General features: G+C 72.4%; 16 protein-coding genes and 2 pseudogenes. 6 read left to right on the top strand and 12 right to left on the bottom strand.

Annotation, left to right across the window (positions count from 1 at the left end; all coding sequences use genetic code 11):
• Window positions 1-82 precede the first annotated feature (82 nt).
• Both CG740_RS18065 and CG740_RS18060 read left to right on the top strand, forming a co-directional pair.
• A complete protein-coding gene (locus CG740_RS18065) occupies window positions 83-1792 on the top strand; it encodes an L-lactate permease (protein WP_100576192.1) in 1710 nt (569 codons plus the stop codon).
• A 122-nt stretch (window positions 1793-1914) separates the two neighbouring features.
• Entirely contained in the window at window positions 1915-2598 is a 684-nt protein-coding gene (locus tag CG740_RS18060) for a GntR family transcriptional regulator (RefSeq protein ID WP_234376332.1), read from the top strand.
• 83 nt (window positions 2599-2681) lie between these two features.
• Here CG740_RS18060 and otnC read toward each other — a convergent pair whose 3' ends face one another.
• The 7 genes from otnC to CG740_RS18025 all read right to left on the bottom strand — a co-directional run bounded on the left by otnC (window position 2682) and on the right by CG740_RS18025 (window position 10575).
• Window positions 2682-4139 (bottom strand): 3-oxo-tetronate 4-phosphate decarboxylase, encoded by a 1458-nt coding sequence (gene otnC, locus CG740_RS41745; RefSeq protein WP_324901121.1) that lies wholly within the window; start codon window positions 4137-4139, stop codon window positions 2682-2684.
• On the bottom strand, window positions 4136-5413 hold the full coding sequence (gene otnK, locus CG740_RS18050) for a 3-oxo-tetronate kinase (protein WP_100576191.1): 1278 nt from the start codon (window positions 5411-5413) through the stop codon (window positions 4136-4138). The genes otnC and otnK overlap by 4 nt, the downstream gene beginning before the upstream one ends.
• A 60-nt stretch (window positions 5414-5473) precedes the next feature.
• The gene (locus tag CG740_RS18045) at window positions 5474-6874 is read right to left on the bottom strand and encodes a GntT/GntP/DsdX family permease (RefSeq protein ID WP_100576190.1); all 1401 of its coding nucleotides are present in this window, start codon (window positions 6872-6874) and stop codon (window positions 5474-5476) included.
• Window positions 6875-7056: 182 nt separating this feature from the next.
• Complete coding sequence (locus tag CG740_RS18040; RefSeq protein ID WP_100576189.1) at window positions 7057-7731, bottom strand: hypothetical protein; 675 nt, start codon at window positions 7729-7731, stop codon at window positions 7057-7059.
• Window positions 7728-8525 (bottom strand): hydroxypyruvate isomerase family protein, encoded by a 798-nt coding sequence (locus CG740_RS18035; RefSeq protein ID WP_100576188.1) that lies wholly within the window; start codon window positions 8523-8525, stop codon window positions 7728-7730. The genes CG740_RS18040 and CG740_RS18035 overlap by 4 nt, the downstream gene beginning before the upstream one ends.
• Window positions 8522-9514, bottom strand: coding sequence for a phosphoglycerate dehydrogenase (locus CG740_RS18030; protein ID WP_234376331.1), 993 nt, complete (start codon window positions 9512-9514; stop codon window positions 8522-8524). Before CG740_RS18030 ends, CG740_RS18035 begins: the two co-directional genes overlap by 4 nt.
• Before the next feature lie 230 nt (window positions 9515-9744).
• Window positions 9745-10575, bottom strand: a complete 831-nt coding sequence (locus tag CG740_RS18025; protein ID WP_100576186.1) for a helix-turn-helix transcriptional regulator — start codon at window positions 10573-10575, stop codon at window positions 9745-9747.
• A gap of 127 nt (window positions 10576-10702) precedes the next feature.
• Between CG740_RS18025 and CG740_RS18020 the strand changes: the two genes are divergently transcribed.
• Window positions 10703-11557 (top strand): NAD-dependent epimerase/dehydratase family protein, encoded by an 855-nt coding sequence (locus tag CG740_RS18020; protein WP_100576395.1) that lies wholly within the window; start codon window positions 10703-10705, stop codon window positions 11555-11557.
• A 199-nt stretch (window positions 11558-11756) separates the two neighbouring features.
• Window positions 11757-11975 carry a WD40 repeat domain-containing protein gene (locus CG740_RS18015; protein WP_100576185.1) on the top strand — a complete coding sequence of 73 codons (219 nt, stop codon included), beginning with the start codon at window positions 11757-11759 and terminating at the stop codon, window positions 11973-11975.
• Here the strand turns inward: CG740_RS18015 and CG740_RS18010 are convergent.
• The gene (locus CG740_RS18010) at window positions 11953-13188 is read right to left on the bottom strand and encodes a glycosyltransferase (RefSeq protein ID WP_100576184.1); all 1236 of its coding nucleotides are present in this window, start codon (window positions 13186-13188) and stop codon (window positions 11953-11955) included. The two genes, CG740_RS18015 and CG740_RS18010, sit on opposite strands and share 23 nt — an antisense overlap.
• 150 nt (window positions 13189-13338) lie before the next feature.
• Here CG740_RS18010 and CG740_RS18005 point away from each other — a divergent pair, with 150 nt between their 5' ends.
• Window positions 13339-13848, top strand: a complete 510-nt coding sequence (locus tag CG740_RS18005; RefSeq protein ID WP_100576183.1) for a mycothiol transferase — start codon at window positions 13339-13341, stop codon at window positions 13846-13848.
• 257 nt (window positions 13849-14105) lie between these two features.
• On the opposite strand, the pseudogene CG740_RS18000 reads toward CG740_RS18005, so the two are convergent.
• The 4 genes and pseudogenes from CG740_RS18000 to CG740_RS17985 all read right to left on the bottom strand — a co-directional run.
• Window positions 14106-14300: pseudogene (locus CG740_RS18000) on the bottom strand (SAM-dependent methyltransferase); the annotation flags it as partial.
• Window positions 14301-14366: 66 nt separating this feature from the next.
• The gene (locus tag CG740_RS17995) at window positions 14367-14807 is read right to left on the bottom strand and encodes a DUF2752 domain-containing protein (protein ID WP_234376330.1); all 441 of its coding nucleotides are present in this window, start codon (window positions 14805-14807) and stop codon (window positions 14367-14369) included.
• Window positions 14800-15084 (bottom strand): annotated as a pseudogene (locus CG740_RS17990) (TM2 domain-containing protein); the annotation flags it as partial. The gene CG740_RS17995 and the pseudogene CG740_RS17990, both read right to left, overlap by 8 nt.
• Before the next feature lie 168 nt (window positions 15085-15252).
• Window positions 15253-16263 carry a Rieske (2Fe-2S) protein gene (locus CG740_RS17985; RefSeq protein WP_100576181.1) on the bottom strand — a complete coding sequence of 337 codons (1011 nt, stop codon included), beginning with the start codon at window positions 16261-16263 and terminating at the stop codon, window positions 15253-15255.
• 237 nt (window positions 16264-16500) lie between these two features.
• Between CG740_RS17985 and CG740_RS17980 the strand changes: the two genes are divergently transcribed.
• Window positions 16501-17751 carry an MFS transporter gene (locus CG740_RS17980; RefSeq protein ID WP_100576393.1) on the top strand — a complete coding sequence of 417 codons (1251 nt, stop codon included), beginning with the start codon at window positions 16501-16503 and terminating at the stop codon, window positions 17749-17751.
• Window positions 17752-17876 lie beyond the last annotated feature (125 nt).

The following is a 17876-nucleotide window of genomic DNA, read 5'->3' as shown; positions in this document are numbered from 1 at the left end:
GCCCGTGTCTGTGTGTCCTCCCGCAGACGGATCGAGCGTTCTTGCCGCCACCTCCTTCCCGGCCGCAGAAAGCGAGAGCTCCGTGTACCGCCAGATCACCGACCCCTTGGGCCACCCTGCCCTCACCGCACTCCTCGCCGCGACCCCGCTCATCGTGCTGCTCGTGCTGCTCGGCGTTCTGCGGGTCAAGGCGCACCGGGCGGCCCTCGCCGGGCTCGCCACCGCCGCCGTGCTTGCCGTCGTCGTCTACGGCATGCCGGCCGGACAGGTCGCCCTCGGCGCGACCGAGGGCGCCGCCTTTGGTCTCTTCCCGATCGTGTGGATCGTGCTCGGCGCCGTGTGGATCAACCGCCTCCAGCGCGCCTCCGGGCATGACGCCGTCATCAGCCGGAGCTTCGCCCGGCTCTCCGACGACCCTCGTGTCCAGGCGATCCTCATCGCCTTCTGCTTCGGCGCGATGGTCGAGTCGCTCTCCGGATTCGGCACCCCCATCGCCGTCACCTCGGTCATCCTGGTGGGCCTGGGCCAGCCGCCGCTGAAGGCCGCGGCGATCGCCACCTTCGCCAACACCGCGCCCGCCGCCTTCGGTTCGGTGGGCAACCCCATCCAGGCACTCGCCAAAGTGACCTCGTTCCCCGCCACCGAACTGGGCGCGATGGTGGGCCGGCAGTCCGCCGTGATCGCGTTCCTGGTGCCGTTCGTCCTCCTGTTCATCCTCGACGGCAGCCGTGGGCTGCGGGAGTTGTGGCCGGTCGCCCTAGCGGCCGGAGCGGGCTTCGGCGCGGGGCAGTACCTGTGCTCCAACCATCTGGCCTACCAGCTCACCGACCTCGTGGCCGCGCTCGTCTCGGCCGGCGCGGTCCTCGTGGTGCTGCGCGTCCGGCGCCCGGCCCGCCCTGCGGACGCCGGCCCCGGCGCCCGCGGGCGCGTGCCGGTCGCGACCCGTCTCCCCGCCGAACCGGAGCCCGCCCTCGCCCCGGCCGGCGCGGCACCTCTGATGACCCCTCCGGCCCCGTCCGGGCCCGGCGTCCCGGCTCCGCCCGCCGATCCGCGCCGCGAGGTGCTCCGCGCCTACTTTCCGTACGCGCTGCTCACGTTCCTCTTCTCCCTGGTCTCCTACGACGGCCCCGTCGCCCGGTTCGTCGACGCCCGGGACGTGTCCTTCACCTGGCCGGGACTGCGTGTGGTGAGCGCGAGCGGTCGCCCGCTCGCGGTCGCCACCTTCGACTTCGGCTGGCTCGGCGCCGCCGGAACCCTGCTGCTCTGCACGGGAGTCGTCAGCGCCTGCGTGCTGCGGGTGTCCGCGCGCCGCGCGGTGCGCTGCTACGGCGAAGCCCTCCGGCAGATCCGCTGGGCCGCCCTCACCGTCAGCTGCGTCCTCGCCCTCTCCTACGTCATGAACCTGTCCGGGATGGCCGTGTCGCTCGGCGTGTGGCTGGCCGGGGCGGGCCGTCTCTTCGCGCTCCTGTCCGGCCTGCTCGGCTGGTTCGGGGTGGCCCTCACCGGCTCCGACACCTCGTCCAACGCGCTGTTCGGCGCGATGCAGGTGACCGCGGCCCAGCACGTCGGCATCTCCCCGCTACTGGCGGCGGCCACCAACAGCACCGGCGGGGTGCAGGGCAAGGCCGCCGCGATGCAGAACCTCGTCATCGCCGCCGGAGCCGTGGGGCTGACCGGCCGCGAGGGAGACATCCTGCGCAAGGTGATCGGCTGGAGCCTGGCCGTCCTCACCGCCCTGTGCGTCCTCGCCTGGCTCCAATCCACCTCGGTACTGGGCTGGATGGTGCCGTGACGGCGCCCGCGCGGTGTTCGCCGGCCGACCCCACGACGTGCCGCGATGCGGAAAGGATCTCGGGTATATGATTCACGTCCTTTCCACATCAATGAGATCGATCCTGTACGAAGCCCGCGAGGATGATGGTGTCGACGAAGTCCGGTCCGGTACGTGAGCCCATCGCAGACCGCATGTACAAGGTGCTGCTCGAACAGTTCATCGCGGGGGAGAGGGTCGCGGGCTCGCCGTTGAACATCGGCGCGCTCTCGCGTGAACTCGACGTCAGCCAGACCCCGTTGCGCGAAGCGCTGGCGCGCCTCGAACACACCGGTCTGGTACGGCGCGAGGCCCTCAAGGGCTACCGGGTGGCCGACGCGCTGAGCGACCGTGAGATCGGCAAGCTCTTCGAGGCCCGAGCGGTGCTCGAACCCGCCCTCACGCTGGAGGCCGGGCTGCGGACCACGCCGGAGTTCCTGGAAACGCTGGGTGCCGCGGTGGATGAGCTGGACCACTCGGCGTCCAGCGCGGACACCCGCACGGACGGGTTCCAGCACTACTGGCGGGCCGACGACGCCTTCCACCGGCTGATCGCGGCGCAGAGCGGCAATCCCTTCCTGGAGCAGGCCCTGCTCGCGCTCGGCGGCCATGTGCAGCGCTTCCGGATGTTCAGCAAGCGAGGCAGGACCGGCGCCTCGCACGCCGCGGAGGAGCACCGCCTGATCCACCGCGCCCTGGAGCGCCGGGACGCGGAAGGCGCGGCGGAGCTGATGCGCCGTCACCTCGCCGAGGCGAAGGACCGCATCCTGGCATCCGGAGCCCACTGAGACCGGACCCCACTGAGACCGTCGCCCACTGAGACCGTCGCGGACGGGGCGGCGGGGCGCCGGGGAGCGCCGGAGCCGGGTGCTCAGCCCTCTGCCGTCGGTTCGAGCAGGGTGTCCGTGTAGGCCTCGGCGGCGAGCGGCCCGCGCAGGTGGGCCAGCAGGGCCCGTGCGGCGGGGGAGCGGGTGGATCCGGTGTTGAGGATCGCCGAGAGGTGGCTGTAGTGCTGCACTTCTTCGGGAAGCGGTCCCGCGATGTCCGCCTGGGGGACGAAGAGCAGCTCACTGAGCTGCTGGACGGCGATGTCGGCCCGCCCGTCGACCACGGCCTCGGCGACGAAGCCCTTCTCGATGACGGTCGCCCTGGCGTTGATCTCATCGGCGATGCCGAGGTCGTCCAGGAGCCCGGCGAAGTACCGGCCGCTCGCGCCGGTCCGCGAGTACGCGACGCTGCGGGCGGCCCGCAGGGTGGCGACGAGTGCGGACCGCGTGCTGATGTCCGGGCGCGGCGCTCCGGGCGCCACGGCGAGCCCAACTCCCGTGCGAGCAAGGGCAGTCAGCGTATCGGGAGCCACCAGCCTTCGTCGCACGAGCGGGTGGAAGGAGTCGGTGACGCCGATCAGCACGTCGAAGGGCTGGCCCGCGTCGATCCGGCGTACGAGCTGGGCCGTGGGGTCGAACACGGCGTTGACGGCCACCCCGGTGCTGCGGGTGAAGGCGGGCAGCACGACCTCGTCCAGGGCCTTGCGTACGGCCAGGGCGCTGAAGAGCGTGACGGAGTGCTGAGCGGGGTCGTCCTCCGCAGGCGCCTGCGCTGTCGCGGAGCCGGGGTGGTTTTCACTGTTCCTGTCGAGCACGGTGAGTTCGCTTCCTTCTCTCGGGGGCGGTGCTGAGCGTCGAGCCGCGCGCTGTGCGGGGGGCGTCAGGGCGGCCTGTTCGGCGTCGGTGAGCGGCCGGGTCGGCATGCCTTTCAACAGCAGGAAGAGGCGGGCCGTCTCCTCCAGTTCCTCCAGCGCGTCGAGGGCGGTGGCCAGGGAGGTTCCCGCGACGAGGGGTCCGTGATTGCGCAGCAGGACGGCAGGCCCGAGCCTGGCCGCCTCCTCCGCCGCCCGGGCCAGGCGCCGGTCGCCCGGTGCGTAGTACGGCAGCAGCGGAAGACGTCCGACGCGCATGGCGAAGTAAGCGGTCAGGGGCGGCAGCGCGTTGTCGGGGTCGAGCCCGGCGAGACAGGAGACGGCTGCCGCGTGGGTGGAGTGGGTGTGCACGACGGCCCGTGCGCGGGGACGGGCGCGCAGCACCGCGGCGTGCAGCGCGGCCTCCTTGGAGGGCGGCGGGCCGTCGAGATGCCGGCCCCGGGCGTCGACCAGGGAGAGTTGCTCCACGGTGACCGTGCCGAGGCTCGATCCGGTGGGGGTCACCAGGATGCCCTGCCGGACGCGTACGGACAGATTGCCGGTGCGGCCGTGGGTGAGGCGGCGGGAGAACAGCGAACGTGCGGTCCGCACGATGTCCTCGCCCGCGGCGATCCGCTCGGGGGAGGTCATGCCGGGCTCCTCGCAGCGGTGGCCGTGGCGGTGAGCAGCAAGTCCGGTGCGCCGAAGTTTCCCGACTTCAGGAGGACGTCCAGGCCGGCCGGGGTGTGGATCCACGGGACCCCTCGGGCCGCCTCCGCGCCGACCTGGCCGCCCTCGATGCCGAGTGCTGTGACGACCGCGCCGGACGTCTCCCCTCCGGCGACGACGAGCCGGGTCACCCCACGTGCGGCCAGCCCCGTGGCGATGCGGCCGAGCGCGGTCTCCAGGATCGAAGCGGCCCGGTCCGCGCCGAGCGCGTCCTGGACGGTACGCAGTGCCGGGGGTGGCATCGAGGAGTGGATCAGCGCTCCCGCGGCCGACTTGGCGGCGCCGAGCCCGTCGTACCAGGCAAGCGCGCGCTCGGCGAGTCGGCCGGGGTCCTGGTCGGCCAGGGGGTCGAGCGGGTGGACGGGGCGGCCGGCCGAGCGCATGGCGTCGATCTGCTCCAGAGTGCGTCGGGAGCAGCTGCCGGCCAGAGCGACCGCGGGCCCGCCCGGGAGGGGCGGCAGAGCCGCCAGGCCGTCCCGGACGGAGGGGCTCCGCTCGGCGTGCACCCTGGCGAGCGCTCCGGCAAGGCCGGCCGCCCCCGCGAGCAGCGGCAGTCCGGCGCCGGCCCGGGCGATTGCGTACAGGTCGGCTCCGGTGAGCGCGTCCGCGAGCAAGTACCTTGTCCGGCCCGCGTGTTGGCGAAGAGCGGCCGTGATGCGGCCGGCCCCGCCCGAGACGATGGAGTGGTCGAGAACCGCGCAGCCGGGGTGTGCCGACTGGGCATCGAGGAGCCGGGGGAGATAGGAGTCCCGCATCGGCGTGAGGGGATGGTGCCGCATGGGGGACTCGGACAGCAGGGTGCCGTCGACGAAGAGGTACCCCTGGTACTGGGTGCGCCCGTGTTCGGGGGAGCTCGGCGTGGTGACGACGGGGTGGCCATCGGCCACCTCGCCGAGCGCGTCCAGGACCGGGCCGATGTTGCCCCGGTCGGTGGAGTCGAAGGTGGAACAGTACTTGAAGTACAGCTGCCCGGCTCCGGAACGGGTGAGCCACTGGGCGGCGGCCCGGCTCTCTTCAACCGCCGCCGCCACAGGTGCAGTTCGCGTCTTGAGCGCGACCACCGTGGCGTCGGCGGGGTAGTGCGCCGGGAGCCCGGCGGGCAGGCCGAAGCAGAGCTGGGTGCGCAGGCCCTGACGTCGCAGGGCGGCCGCGACGTCGGTGCCGCCGGTGACGTCGTCGGCGATCACGCCGATCATGTTGATTCGTTCCTTCCGTCGGGTCGGGCCGGACAGGCCCTGGATCGGGTCGGACAGGCCCTAGATGAGGGCGGACGCGGCCAGTACGCAGCCGAGGCCGAGCACGGACACCGTCGTCTCGATCACCGTGAAGCTCTGGAACATGTCTCTCAGAGACATGCCGAAGCTCTCCTTGACCTGCCAGGACGCCGCGTTGTTGATGTGCGGGAAGATGATCGAGCCGCAGCCGAGGGCGAGGACGACGAGTGCCGGGTGGAGTCCCGGGCTGTCGGCCATGATGGGCGCGACGATGCCGGACGCGGTGATGATGGCGACCGTCGCCGAGCCGACCGAGAGCCGGATCAGGGCCGCGATCACCCAGGCCAGGATCAGCGGCGAGATGCCCAGGCCGTGGGTGAGATGGGCGATCGCCTTGCCGATCCCGGAATCCACCATGACGCCGCTCAGGGCGCCGCCCCCGCCGATGATGAGCAGGATCGGGGCGATCGCCGCGATGCTGTCGTCGACCTGGCCCTTCAGCCGCTGCCCGTGTACCCCCCGGGCCCGGCCGAGCCCCACGACGGCGAGGAGCACGGCGATCAGCAGGGCGACCACCGGCTGGCCGACGAATCCGAGGACGGCGGCCCAACTCCCGTGCCAGCCGCGGACCGTGACCACCGACTGGCCCACCACCAGGACCAGCGGCAGCACTACGGGCACGACCGACAGGGTGATGCCCGGGGGTGTTCGGTCGTCGGCCGCCTTGAGCGCGAACTGCTCCACCAGTCTGGGCGGTGGCACCGGAAACATCCGGCGGGCGATCGGACCGGCGAGGAACTGTCCGGAGACCACCATCGTGATGACGGCGATGGGCAGTCCGTACGCGATGACGGTTCCCACATCGGCGTGGACGGCCGTCGCCGCGGCGGTCGGGCCCGGATGGGGCGGCACCAGTGCGTGCACCGAGGCGACGGTGCCGAGGGCCGGAACGCCCACGAGCAGATAGGGCGAGGTCCTCCTGCCCTTGGCGTCGCGGCCCGCACTGTCCAGGAGCGAGGTCTCGACCTCCCTCGCGATGCTGAACAGGAGGGGAAGCAGCACCGCCAGGGCGACCTCGAAGAAGAGGGGGAGCGCCACGATCAGGGCGAGCAGGCTCACCATCCACGGGATGGTGCGCAGCGAGCGGCCCCGGGTCAGCACGGTGGCCAGCCGCCCAATGGCTCCCGACTCGGCGAGTACGGTGCCGAGCACGGTGCCGAGGACCAGGATCAGGCCCGTCTGTCCCAGGGTGCCGCCGGCCCCCGTGGTGACGGACTTGACGACGGCCAACGGCGCCTCGCCGGCGACGAGACCGATGCCCAGGGCGCCGATCACCAGTGCCAGGAAGGGATGGACCTTCAGCGGTGTCGTGATGAGCAGAACCACGATGACGATGCCGGCGAAGCCGGTGACCAGTAGACCGACGTCGGATGAGGGAGCCACGCCAAACCTCTCTGTTTGCAAGGGAGTTGACCAGCGAGCGGCTCGCGGGGCGGGACCGCCCAAAGACGGGGGCGCGGGCGTGCCGGGGAGCAGTCGGGGCACGGAGGTGTGCCGGGTGTGTGACGTGGTGCGGCGTGGCCCGCGTACGGGTCGCTCAGGCGCCTTCGCGGCGTGCGGTCGCTTCAGGCGTCCTTCAGGAGTGCGGCGCGCAATGCGTGGGCGGCACTCGTCGGCCCGGACACCACCGGCACCCCCAACGCCATCGCGAGCCCTGAGGCCGCCGGAGCCAGCGAATACTGGGCCAGGAAGACCGCGTCCACCGGGGCGGCCGGCTCGCACGCTGCCCCGGCCAGCACTGCTACCAGCGCGTCCCCCGCCGCCGCGAGGGCTCCGGGCACGACGACCCCCGACACCTCGACGCCGCCCGCCGCCGGTCCGTGCTGAGCCAGAGCGGTGCGAAGCCGGTCACTGGAATCCCGCAGTGCCGCGTCCAACGAGGCGATCACCAGGACGCGTTGGTACCCGCCCGCCGCCAGCCGCTCGAAGGCCGCCGCGTCCGGAGCCAGTACCGGAACCGCCTCGGCACCCTCCTCGTCCAGCTCCTGCGCCACGACCCCGTAGAGCGAGCAGGTCAGGAGTACGGCATCGGCGCCCCCCGCCACCGCGTGCTCGATGAGGCGCCGCATCCGGGCCCGCAGCGGCGCGGTCGGACCACCGGCGTCCGCCGCGTCGGACAGCAGCCGGTCGTCCAGCAGGTGCCACACCTGTGCCTCGGGGAAGCCCGTGCGCAGTGCGTCGGCGGCAGGTGCCATCGCCGCGGGCACGGCGCTGATCAGGGCGATCCGGGGACCCGTCACGCTGCCACCTCCTCGACGCGCCGCATCCAGTCCAGGCCCGCCACGGTCTCGCCGGCCGGGGCGTACTCGCAGCCGATCCAGCCCCGGTAACCGGAGTCGGCGACGGCCCGCAGCAGGGCGCGCCAGCCGATCTCACCCGTCCCGGGTTCGTGGCGCCCTGGGGCGTCCGCGAGTTGGAGGTGTCGCACCCGGCTCTGGAGGCGCCGGTAGGTGCTGATGAGATCGCCCTGGTCGATCTGGAGATGGTAGAAGTCGAGCAGCAGGCCGACCTGTTCGTCGCCGACCGCCTCCGCGACCGCGGCCGCCTGCTCCTGGGACTCCAGGACGAACCCGGGGCAGTCGCGCTTGTTCTGCGCTTCAAGGACGAGCCGGACCCCCGTCCCGCGCGCCCGCTCCGCGGCCCAGCCGATATTGGTGACATACCGCGCGAACGCCCGGTCACGACTCACCTCGTCGGGCACGATGCCGCCGACGACGTGCAACAGGCCGCAGTCCAGCCCGGTCGCGTACTCCAGGCCGCGCTCGATCCCGGTCCGGAACTCGCCCTCGCGACCCGGGATGCAGGCGAGTCCCGAACGGGTCGGTGTGCCGGGCTCACCCATGGGTGTGTTGATCAGCACCTGGGTCAGTCCCGCGTCGCGTAGCCGCCGGCGCAGTACACCGGGGGAGCGGCCGTAGGGGGACGGGAACTCCACCCCCGCGAAACCGGCCGCCGCGGCCGCCTCGAAGCGGGCGTCGAAGTCCAGCTCGGTGAAGAGCCACTTGAGGTTCGCGGCCCAGCGCCACGTCGTCATCGCCGCGCCGCCCCGTGCGGGCGGGCCCGGTCCCGGAGCATGGCGTACTCGGGATTGACGGTGTGCTCGGCACGGCCGCCCCGCAGCACGGTCAGCACCGAGCGAGCGGCCATCAGGCCCGAACGGGCCCGTGACTCCTCGGTGGCGGCGCCGATGTGCGCGGTCACCAGGACGTTGTCGAAGGAGCGCAACGGGCTGTCCGGTGGCAGGGGTTCGGTCCCCACGGTGTCCATGGCGGCGCCCCCGAGCCGACCGGAGGCGAGCGCGTCGGCCAGGGCGTCCTCGTCGACGATGCCTCCGCGCGCCGTGTTGATGACGAAGGCGCCTGGCTTCATCAGGGCGAACGCGTTTGCGTCCAGCAGGTGACGGGTTCCGGGACTGAGGAACAGATGCAGGCTGACGAAGTCGGACTCGTTGAGCAGGCGCGGCAGTTCGCGTACGCCGATGTCGTGCTCGGCCGCGTACGCGCGGTCGATGGCGGGGTCGTGTGCGACGACCCGCATGCCGAAGGCCTGCGCGAGGCCGGCCACGAGGCGCCCTATCGCGCCGAGGCCGACGACGCCGAGCGTCGCGCCCGCCAACTCCCGCCCGCTGGGCTGCTCCCAGCGGCCCGCGCGAACGGACGCGACGTTCTGTGGAATCCCGCGGGCCAGGCCGAGGAGCAGCCCCATGGTGTGCTCGGCGACGGACTGCCGGTTGACGCCGGGGGTCGGGCACACCGCCACACCGTGCGCGGTGGCCGCCACCACGTCGACGTTGTCGTGGCCGACGCCCGTGCGGCCTATCACCCGAAGCCGCGGCGCCGCCTCGAAGACCTCCCTGCCGATGTGCTCGGTCCCCGCGACGATCGCGTCCACGGAGCCCACCACGTCCGACAGGGTCCGCCCCCGGCGCTCCCGCTCGCGGATGGAACCGTGCACGACCTGGAGCCCCGCCCCGGTCAGGTAGCGGTCCACCTCGTCCCCGGGCCCCAACCACCCGGTGGTCACCAGGACCCGTCCCCGCGTCGGGGTCAATGGCCCGTCCCGATGCGTCAGTTGATCAGCCAACGTCGCCCCGCCCATCCGGCTGCCGCAGCCGCCGCTCAAGAGTCGCTATCGTGTGGATGCAAATAAAATACTATAGCGATGAGGCTGATACTAGACCGTTGCCGGTTGGGAGTGTGGTGGTAAAACCGAGGGGCCGAACGCCGCACCTCGGTGATCTGACGCAACGTCAACTATGAGCTGGAGGTGAGATCCTGGAGTCCTACCACCCGCAGCAGTTCGAGGCGCTGACGGCTGTCCGTGCCCGGCCGTGCCGAGTGCACGACGAGCTGCTGGCTGTGGCCATCGCTGAGCAGTACCTCGCAGTCGAGATCGAGGGTGCCCACCACGGGATGGAGGAACCGCTTCGGCGACGGGCGACGCACGACGACATCGTGCGACTGCCAGTAGGCCTCGAACTCGCACGAGGTGGCCCGCAGTTCATCGACGAGCGCGGCGGGGCCCGGATCGTCGGGGCGCGCGGCGGTGACCGCACGCAGGCTCGCCACGTGCGAGCGGGCATGCTGCTCGTGGTTCTCGGGCGGAAACAGGGCACGGGTGCCCGGGTCCGTGAACCAGCGCCGGATCAGATTGCTCCCCGTGTTGTCTCCGCTGAGGGCCACCGCCATCGTGTTCTGCGCGAGCACCTCGCCCCAGTCGCTCAGCACCGACGCGGGCAGATCGGTCAGCCGGTCGAGGATCAGCAGGAGACCGGGGCGCACGTGCCCCGAGGAACCGCAGGGGCGCGGCGGCTCCTCGCCCGCCAGGTGGAACAGGTGGTCGCGCTCGACATCCGTGAGCCGCAGGGCGCGGGCGAGCGCGGTGAGCATCTGCCGCGACGGGTGGGAGCCGCGGCGCTGTTCGAGCCGGGTGTAGTAGTCCGTCGACATCCCGGCGAGCTGCGCCACCTCCTCGCGGCGCAGCCCCGGGGTGCGCCGCCGTGGGCCCGCGCTCAGACCCACGTCGGAGGGGGTCAGCCGGGTGCGGGAGCGCCGCAGGAAGTCGGCCAGTTCCATTCGGTCCACCCCGTCAGGGTCCCTCGGATCCCGGCTCGTATCCAGGGAGCGCCGGTCCCTGGACCGGCGCGTCTCTCCCGCCGTGTCCGATCTGCCCGCACGCTGGGGCCATGGTTACGACAACGAGGAGGCGGCCATGCTGACCTTGGTGACAGGCGCTACGGGCCAGGTCGGGAGCCGGTTCGTGCCGCGGCTGCTGGCGAACGCGGCACCCGGTGACGAGGTGCGGGTGCTGGTGCGGGACAGCGCGCGCGGCGAGCGGTTCGCGGAACTCGGCGCCCAAGTGGTCGTCGGCGATCTGCGGGACACGGACGCGCTCGGCAAGGCCACGGACGGCGTGGACGCGGTGGTGAACGCGGCCGCCGCGTTCCGCGGAGTGCCGGACGAGGAGGCCCGCGCGGTCAACCGGGACGCGGCCGTCGAACTCGGCCGGGCCGCCGTCGCCGCGGGCGTACGCCGGTTCGTGCAGGTCAGCACCGGGCTCGTCTACGGCAGGGGGCGCGGCAGGGCGCTGGTCGAGAGCGATGAGACCGAGCCGGGCGGCCACTTCTGGGGTGCCTACCCCGAGTCGAAGGAAGAGGCGGAGCGAGCGCTCGGCGCACTGGACGGGCTCGACGACCTCCGGATCGCACGACTGCCCTTCGTCTACGGCGACGGCGACCCCCACCTGTCCGTGGCGCTGCGCTGGGCACCCGACTGGCCGGCCATGCAGCGCCTGCACATGGGCCACCACATCGACGTGGCCCAGGGCCTGCGGCGGCTGCTGTACGCACCCGGCGCGCACGGCGTCTACAACATCGCCGACGACGCACCGGTCACCACGGTGGACCTCTTCCAGTTCCACGGTCTGCCCGTGCCGCCCGAGGTCTACGACAAGGAGGCCCCGGACCCCTGGAGCGGAGTGATGTCCACGACCAGGATCCGGCACGAACTGGGCTACCGCCCGTTCATCCCCTCGCTGTGGGTGGCTCGGGACGCGGGCGTGCTGTAGCGGCCGCAGGGCAGGGCGACCACGTCTGATCGCGCCCGGCCCGGCACCCGGGGTGCCGGGCCCGGCACGGTTGATTCCGGGTTCCCCCCCCGGGCCGAGGAAGCGGGCGGCACCCGCTTCGGACCCGGCGGCCATCTGCTGTAGTTCTGGCCCAACGGTCCTTCGGGATATGGTACTTGAGCGATCCCGCCCGGGCAGGGTGAAGCGCCTGCCGGGGCCCGGCTCACGGCTCTACACGCTCGCCTTCGCCGCGGACGGCCGCCGACCGGCGGCGGGTGCCGCGGACGGGAAGGTCCTGCTGTGGGACCTGCACGGCGATCAGCTGCCCACCGTCCTCACCGCCCACTCCGGCCCCGTCCCGACGGTGGCGTTCAGCCCGGACGGCCTCGTCCTGGTCACCGGCGGCAACGACTCCTAGTGATGGCATCCAGGACCGGCGGGACGCCGTCTTCCGCGGCCAGGCGCGCCGCCAGGGCCCGGGCGTGCCGGCGGTAGCGCGGCTCGGCGGTGGCCTCCTGGAGCGCCGTCGCCAGGCTGTCGGCCGTCAGCCGGCGCAGCGGAACGGCGCGGGGCGCCACGCCGAGGCGGACCAGGCGGTCGGCCCAGAACCCGGCGTCGAACTGGACCGGCACCGGCACCGCCGGGATCCCCGCGCGCAGCCCCGCGCCGGTGGTCCCGGCCCCCGCGTGGTGGACGACCGCCGCCAGGTGGGGGAACAGCACGCTGTGCGGAACGTCTGCGACGGTGATGATGTCGTCGCCGTGTCCGCGCAGTCCGGCCCAGCCTTCTTGGAGGATGCCCCGCAGTCCGGCCGCCCGCAGCGCGCGGACGATCTGGCCCGACACCCGGGCCGGGTCGGGCACGGTGGCGCTGCCCAGCCCGATGAACACCGGGGCGGGCCCGGCTGCGATGAAGTCGCGCAATCTGTCCGGTAGTTGAGGATCCGGGACGCGGGGCCACCAGTAGCCCGTCACCTCCAGGCCCGTGCGCCAGTCGCTGGGGCGCGGTACGACGAGCGGGCTGTAGCCGTGCAGCACGGGCCAGTGGCCGCGTTCACGTTCCCGATGCTGCGCCCAGGGCCCGTGCGAGGTGCCGCCGAGCCGGCGCCGTACTCGCTGTGCGGCCGGCGCGTACACATGCGCCAGGGCGAGGTGCATGCCGTGTCCGGCCGCCCTGTTGGCCGGTGCGCCCCATGATCCGACACCGGCCATCGGCGGGACGAAGGCCCCGGTCGGATGGAGGGGCTGAAGGTTGAGCCCGATGCTGGGCAGACCGAGGCCGTCGGCGATGGCAAAGCCCAGCGGGGCCACGGAACCGGCGAGGAGCAGGATGTCGCTGGCCTGCGCCGCCCGCAGCAGGTCGTCCGCCATCTCGTCGGCCAGCGATCTCGCCATTCCCAGCACCCGGACGAGCTTGCCGGGCCCCGTCCTGCTGCGGTGCAGCGAACGGCCTCGCGCACCGTGCAGTTCGGCGTGCGGATCGATGGGGATCGGGTGGAACCGGACGGCCGACCGCGCGAGCAGTGGCTCGAACCGGGCGTGGGTCACCAGCGTGACATCGTGTCCCGCCCGGACCAGCCCGTCCGCGAGTCCGGTGTAGGGAGCGACATCGCCTCGTGAACCGACCGTCATGATCGCTACTCGCACGGCCCTCAGTATGCCGTCCAGCGCAGCGGAGCGGCAGTGGCCGCTCGATGGCGTACGGCCGGGCGGGCCCGCCGTTCCGGCCGTGCGGCGGTATGTATCACGCGGGGCGCGGGACGTATGGGCGACTATGGTCGCATGAACACTGCCGAGGTTTTGACGGACGCCTTCGGGCGCGTCCAGGAGCAAGTGCACTCCGTCGTCGAGGGGCTCACGCCGGAGGACCTGGCGTTCCGGCCGGACGACGGGGCGAATTCGATCGTCTGGCTGATCTGGCACCTCACCCGTGTCCAGGACGACCATGTGGCCGACGCGGCGGGCCGGGACCAGGTGTGGACCACCGGCGGCTGGGCGGAGCGGTTCGATCTGCCCCTGGCCGAGGAGGAGACCGGGTACGGGCACTCGGCCAAACAGGTGGCGTCGGTCCGCGGCATCTCCGCCGACCGGCTGGCCGGGTACTACGACGCCGTGCACGAGCAGACTCTGGCATTCGTCCGCGACATCGACGACGCGGCGCTCGACCGCGTCGTCGACGAGCGGTGGACGCCGCATGTCACCCTGGGCGTCCGACTGATCAGCGTCATCTCCGACTGCCTCCAGCACACCGGCCAAGCGGCTTACGTACGGGGCCTGTTGGAGCGCCGCTGACGATCGGCGTGGTCGATCGGGCACAGCGCGGCAGCGATCCGCGGAACCGAGTACTGGCTGGATGATCAATGATCTGCCCATCGGCCTGACCGCCCGGCGCCCTGCCGAGGAAGATCATCCCCGTGTGCTCGCCGTGCGGGACGAGGCCGGACCACGGCGGCCCCGGCCTCGACCGTGTGGCCTTCACCCTCGACCTCTCGAAGCGCGCCGCGGTCACGCCCTGACGCATGCAGGCGCGGCACCCATCCTGCCCGCGCTCACGCCGTGAGCAGGCGGAGGCCGAGATCCGCCGCGTCGAGATCGACGAGATCGCTGTTGCGCTCGGCCCAACGGCCCGAATCCAGGTCCTCGCCGAGGCTCCGCACGGCTCGCCCCTCGGCCGCCGTGCCGACCTTCGTCCACACCGACATCGCACGGCGCACATGGTCCTCCAGATAGGCATCCGGCCGCCGAGGGCGTCGGTCATGGCCTGACGCCACGTGAGGGTCAAGGGCCAAGTCCCGCGCGGGGAAAGGGATTCAGCAGCCCACGATGTTGCGGACGACCGTCCAGCCGAGCGCCGTGCCGAGAATGAGGGCGACGCCGCGGCGGCCGAGCGACAGCCGGTACCGCCGGCCCCGCACGCCCGCGACGGCCCAACGGCCGTAGAGGCAGGCCGCGAGGGGGGCGGCCGCGCACAGCGCGGGGTTGGCGCGCAGAGCGGTCGGCAGATCGCCGTGCAGCAGGGCGTACGTCATCCGACTACCGCCGCACGCAGGGCAGTTGAGGCCGGTCGCCCAGTGGAAGGGGCAGCGGGGGAGGAGCTGCGCTGCGTCGAAGGGGCTGTGCCCGTAGAGGTAGAACAGGCCCGCGGCCGCGGCGAGGCCGGCCGCGATGGGCGGCACGGCGGAGGGCAGACGCGGGCGGCGCCCGGGGAGGATCTCCCCGGGCGCCGCCTGGTGGTGCGGGAGTTCAGCCACGCAGCACGCGGCCGTCCGCGTCCGTCTTGCCGTCGCTGACGAGGAGCAGGATCCCGTCGATCAGCGCCCAGACACCCAGGCCGCCGCAGGTGAGCAGTTGGGCGATGGCCATGCCGAAGTGCTTGGTGTAGAAGCGGCCGATGCCGAAGGTGCCCAGGAACAGCTGGAGGACGCCCGCCACGATCTTCGACTTGTCCGAGTACGGACGGCCGTAGGGGTCGTAGCCGTACGGAGTCGGCGCAGGCGGCATCCCGCCGGGCTGCGGAGTTCCGTACGCGTTGGGGGACTGGTCGCTCATGAAATGTATTCGCTCTCGAAAATGGGAGACGACCCCGGGGGACCGGGGCCGTTACCAAAAGATCATATCCTTTACCTGCGCCTTGCTTAAAACTGACCTGAGCTGGACCTGGATGCCCCAACCCCCTTCAACCCCCTTCAACCCCCTTCAATCGCCTTCGATCCGCGGTGGCATCGACGCCACTGCTCCAGGTGTTCCGGGTCCGGACGTGCGGGCTCGGACGGCGTCGGGGAGTCGTACTTCCAGCGTGCCGGTCTCCGTGAGCCGGGTTTCGAAGACGGGTTGGGGCGCGGTCGCGGGGCCTGCGATGTTCTGACCGTCCGTCAGGCGGAAGGCGCTGCCGTGCCACGGGCACTCGACACATCCGTCGGCCACCTTGCCCTGCGAGAGCGGGCCCGCCATATGGCTGCACCGGTCGACCAGGACGTGGAACTCTCCGTGCGGCTCCCGCACCACGAGCAGCGGGACCTCCCCCAGCATGCGCCGCACCCCCTGCCCCTCGGTGAACTCCGAGGCGCTGCCCACGGGGTGCCATCCCGGCGCCACCAGGTGGTCGACCGGTTCGGTCTTGTTGGAGCCGGCCGCCTGCCGGAAGGCGAGATGGCCTCCGATCATTCCGCCGACGCCGGCCACGCCGAGGCCGGCGAATGCGAGAAGCCGCCCCACCACCGGCTTGCCCCGGCCCCGAACGACCCAGGAACCGGCGTACAGGCCGATGGCCACGCCGTTCGACGCGGCGTGCACGAGGCCCGTACGCAGTTGCCGCTCGGGCTGCTCCGCCCAGTCCACCCAACCCGCCCATGCGGCCGGCACGGCGGAGACGACGCCCAGGCCCACCAGGAGCCGGGCGTTGCGGCCCCCGCCGGGCACAAGGTCGAGTACCGCCGCGGACGTCCACGCGCCGATCGGCACCTGCACGAGGACGGGGTGCAGCGGATGGCCGATGGGCCGCCCCTGGAGGACGGCCCGGTACGGGCCGAGCGGCAGCGCGCGAATCGCCTTGCGCAGCGGGCGCGCGATCCTGTCCAGCTGCTTCGCCCCGCCGAGCGCGTCCAGCGCGTCGAGCAGGGCGGCTGCCGGAGCGCCGCGCCCGGCTCCGTCGTCTCGGCCCGAGGGGTCCACCCCGGCTGACACCCGCTTCGCTGACAGGAATCCCATGGCATCCGGTTAACCCCCGCGCCGCGCAGCCAAACGGCCGACCGCCCGGTTGTACCCGTACACGAGCATCATCGGCGCACCGGGCCCCGTCGGGTGGTGGGGTCGGCGAGGTGCTGATAAGCGAAGGTGCTGACAGGCGCCTCGCACACCCTCGTGTTCGGCGCGGGCCGCCTGACGCCGCACCCCGTGCTCGATGCGGACGCGGCGGCTTCCGCGGCCGCTGTTAGCGTACGGGCCATGATCAAGGGGAGCTTCGCGGGCCGGATCGGCAGCATGGTGGGGGACAGCGGGCCGGAGCGCGTGCTGATCGCCGCCAGTTTCGTCAACCGGGTCGGCAACGGTCTCTTCAACGCCGCGTCGGCGCTCTACTTCACCTTGATCGTGGGCCTGCCGGCCGTACAGGTGGGCGCCGCGCTCACCGTCGCCGGAGTGATCGGCCTGTGCGCGGGGATACCCGGAGGGCACTTCGCCGACCGGCGCGGTGCGCGAACGAACATGATGCTGGCCCTCCTGGTCCAAGCGGTGTCGATGGCGACCCTGGTCCTCGTCGAGAGCTGGACCCTGCTGACGGTCATCGCGACGGTCGACCAGATCGCCGCGGCGGTCGGCGGAGCGGCCTGGGGCGCCCTGGTGGCCCGGGTCGGGGGTGAACGGCCGGCCCATTTCCGCGCGAAGCTGCGCACCTTCGTCAACCTCGGAGTCGTGCTCGGCACGGTGGGTGCGGGCCTGGCGCTGGCCGCGGGCACCCGTGAGGCCTATGTCGCCCTGATCCTCGGCAATGCGGCGAGCTTCGCCCTGTGCGGGATGCTGCTTCTCCTGCTGCCCCGCTATCCGGTACTGCCCGCCCCGCCGCGGGAGCGCCGCCGGCTCGCCTTCACCGACCGCCCGTACCTCGTCTTCACCGCTCTCTACGGGGCCATGGGGCTGCAATACCCCGTCGTCTCCCTGCTCCTGCCGATCTGGATCGCCGAACACACCGAGGCGCCGCGCTGGACGGTGGCCGCGCTGTTCGCCGTGAACTCGGCCTTCTGCGTGCTGCTCCAGACCAGGATCGGCTCCCGCATCGAGACCCCGCACGACGGCGGCAGGGCGTTCCGCGTCGCCGGGCTGCTCTTCCTGGTCAGCTGCCCGATGATGGCGCTCGCCGCCTACACCCCGGTCTGGGCCACCGCGGGCCTGGTCCTGGCGGCGGTCTTCGTCCACAGCCTGGGGGAGGTCTGGGAGTCCTCGGCCGGTTTCGCCCTGGGCTTCGGCCTTGCCCCCGACCATGCGCAGGGTCAGTACCAGGGGCTCCTCGGCCTCGGTTTCAGCGCGGGCCAGGCCCTTGCCCCGGCCATCCTCACCACGGTGGTGCTCGGCCTCGGCGCGACGGGCTGGCTGCTGCTCGCGCTGTTCTTCGCGGCGCTGGGCGCGGCCGGTCCCGCCCTCGCCCGCTGGGGCACGCGGACCCGGCCGCAGCCGTTCGCGGTGGTGGACGCGGCGTCATGAAGCGTGCCGCGAGGCGGAGTCGAGGCCGGCAGCGGGCCCGCCGCGTGGATCGGACGGGGTGGGGCAGATGTGGGAGTGATCTTGCTCCGGGCAAGATCACCGACCCGCGCGACCCGAGCCTCAGG

The sequence above is a fragment of the Streptomyces sp. CB01201 genome, assembly GCF_002803085.1.
Classification (GTDB): domain Bacteria; phylum Actinomycetota; class Actinomycetes; order Streptomycetales; family Streptomycetaceae; genus Streptomyces; species Streptomyces hundungensis.
This window is presented reverse-complemented; position numbering and strand designations above follow the sequence as displayed.

What these genes read in the sequence shown, in the direction of transcription:
- CG740_RS18020 (WP_100576395.1), top strand. Translation starts at nt 10,703, where the DNA reads ATGCTGACCTTGGTGACAGGCGCTACGGGCCAGGTCGGGAGCCGGTTC.
- otnC (WP_324901121.1), bottom strand. Translation starts at nt 4,139, where the DNA reads ATGACCTCCCCCGAGCGGATCGCCGCGGGCGAGGACATCGTGCGGACC.
- CG740_RS17985 (WP_100576181.1), bottom strand. Translation starts at nt 16,263, where the DNA reads ATGGGATTCCTGTCAGCGAAGCGGGTGTCAGCCGGGGTGGACCCCTCG.
- CG740_RS18035 (WP_100576188.1), bottom strand. Translation starts at nt 8,525, where the DNA reads ATGACGACGTGGCGCTGGGCCGCGAACCTCAAGTGGCTCTTCACCGAG.
- CG740_RS18005 (WP_100576183.1), top strand. Translation starts at nt 13,339, where the DNA reads ATGAACACTGCCGAGGTTTTGACGGACGCCTTCGGGCGCGTCCAGGAG.
- CG740_RS18060 (WP_234376332.1), top strand. Translation starts at nt 1,915, where the DNA reads ATGATGGTGTCGACGAAGTCCGGTCCGGTACGTGAGCCCATCGCAGAC.
- CG740_RS17980 (WP_100576393.1), top strand. Translation starts at nt 16,501, where the DNA reads ATGATCAAGGGGAGCTTCGCGGGCCGGATCGGCAGCATGGTGGGGGAC.
- otnK (WP_100576191.1), bottom strand. Translation starts at nt 5,413, where the DNA reads ATGATCGGCGTGATCGCCGACGACGTCACCGGCGGCACCGACGTCGCG.
- CG740_RS18010 (WP_100576184.1), bottom strand. Translation starts at nt 13,188, where the DNA reads ATGACGGTCGGTTCACGAGGCGATGTCGCTCCCTACACCGGACTCGCG.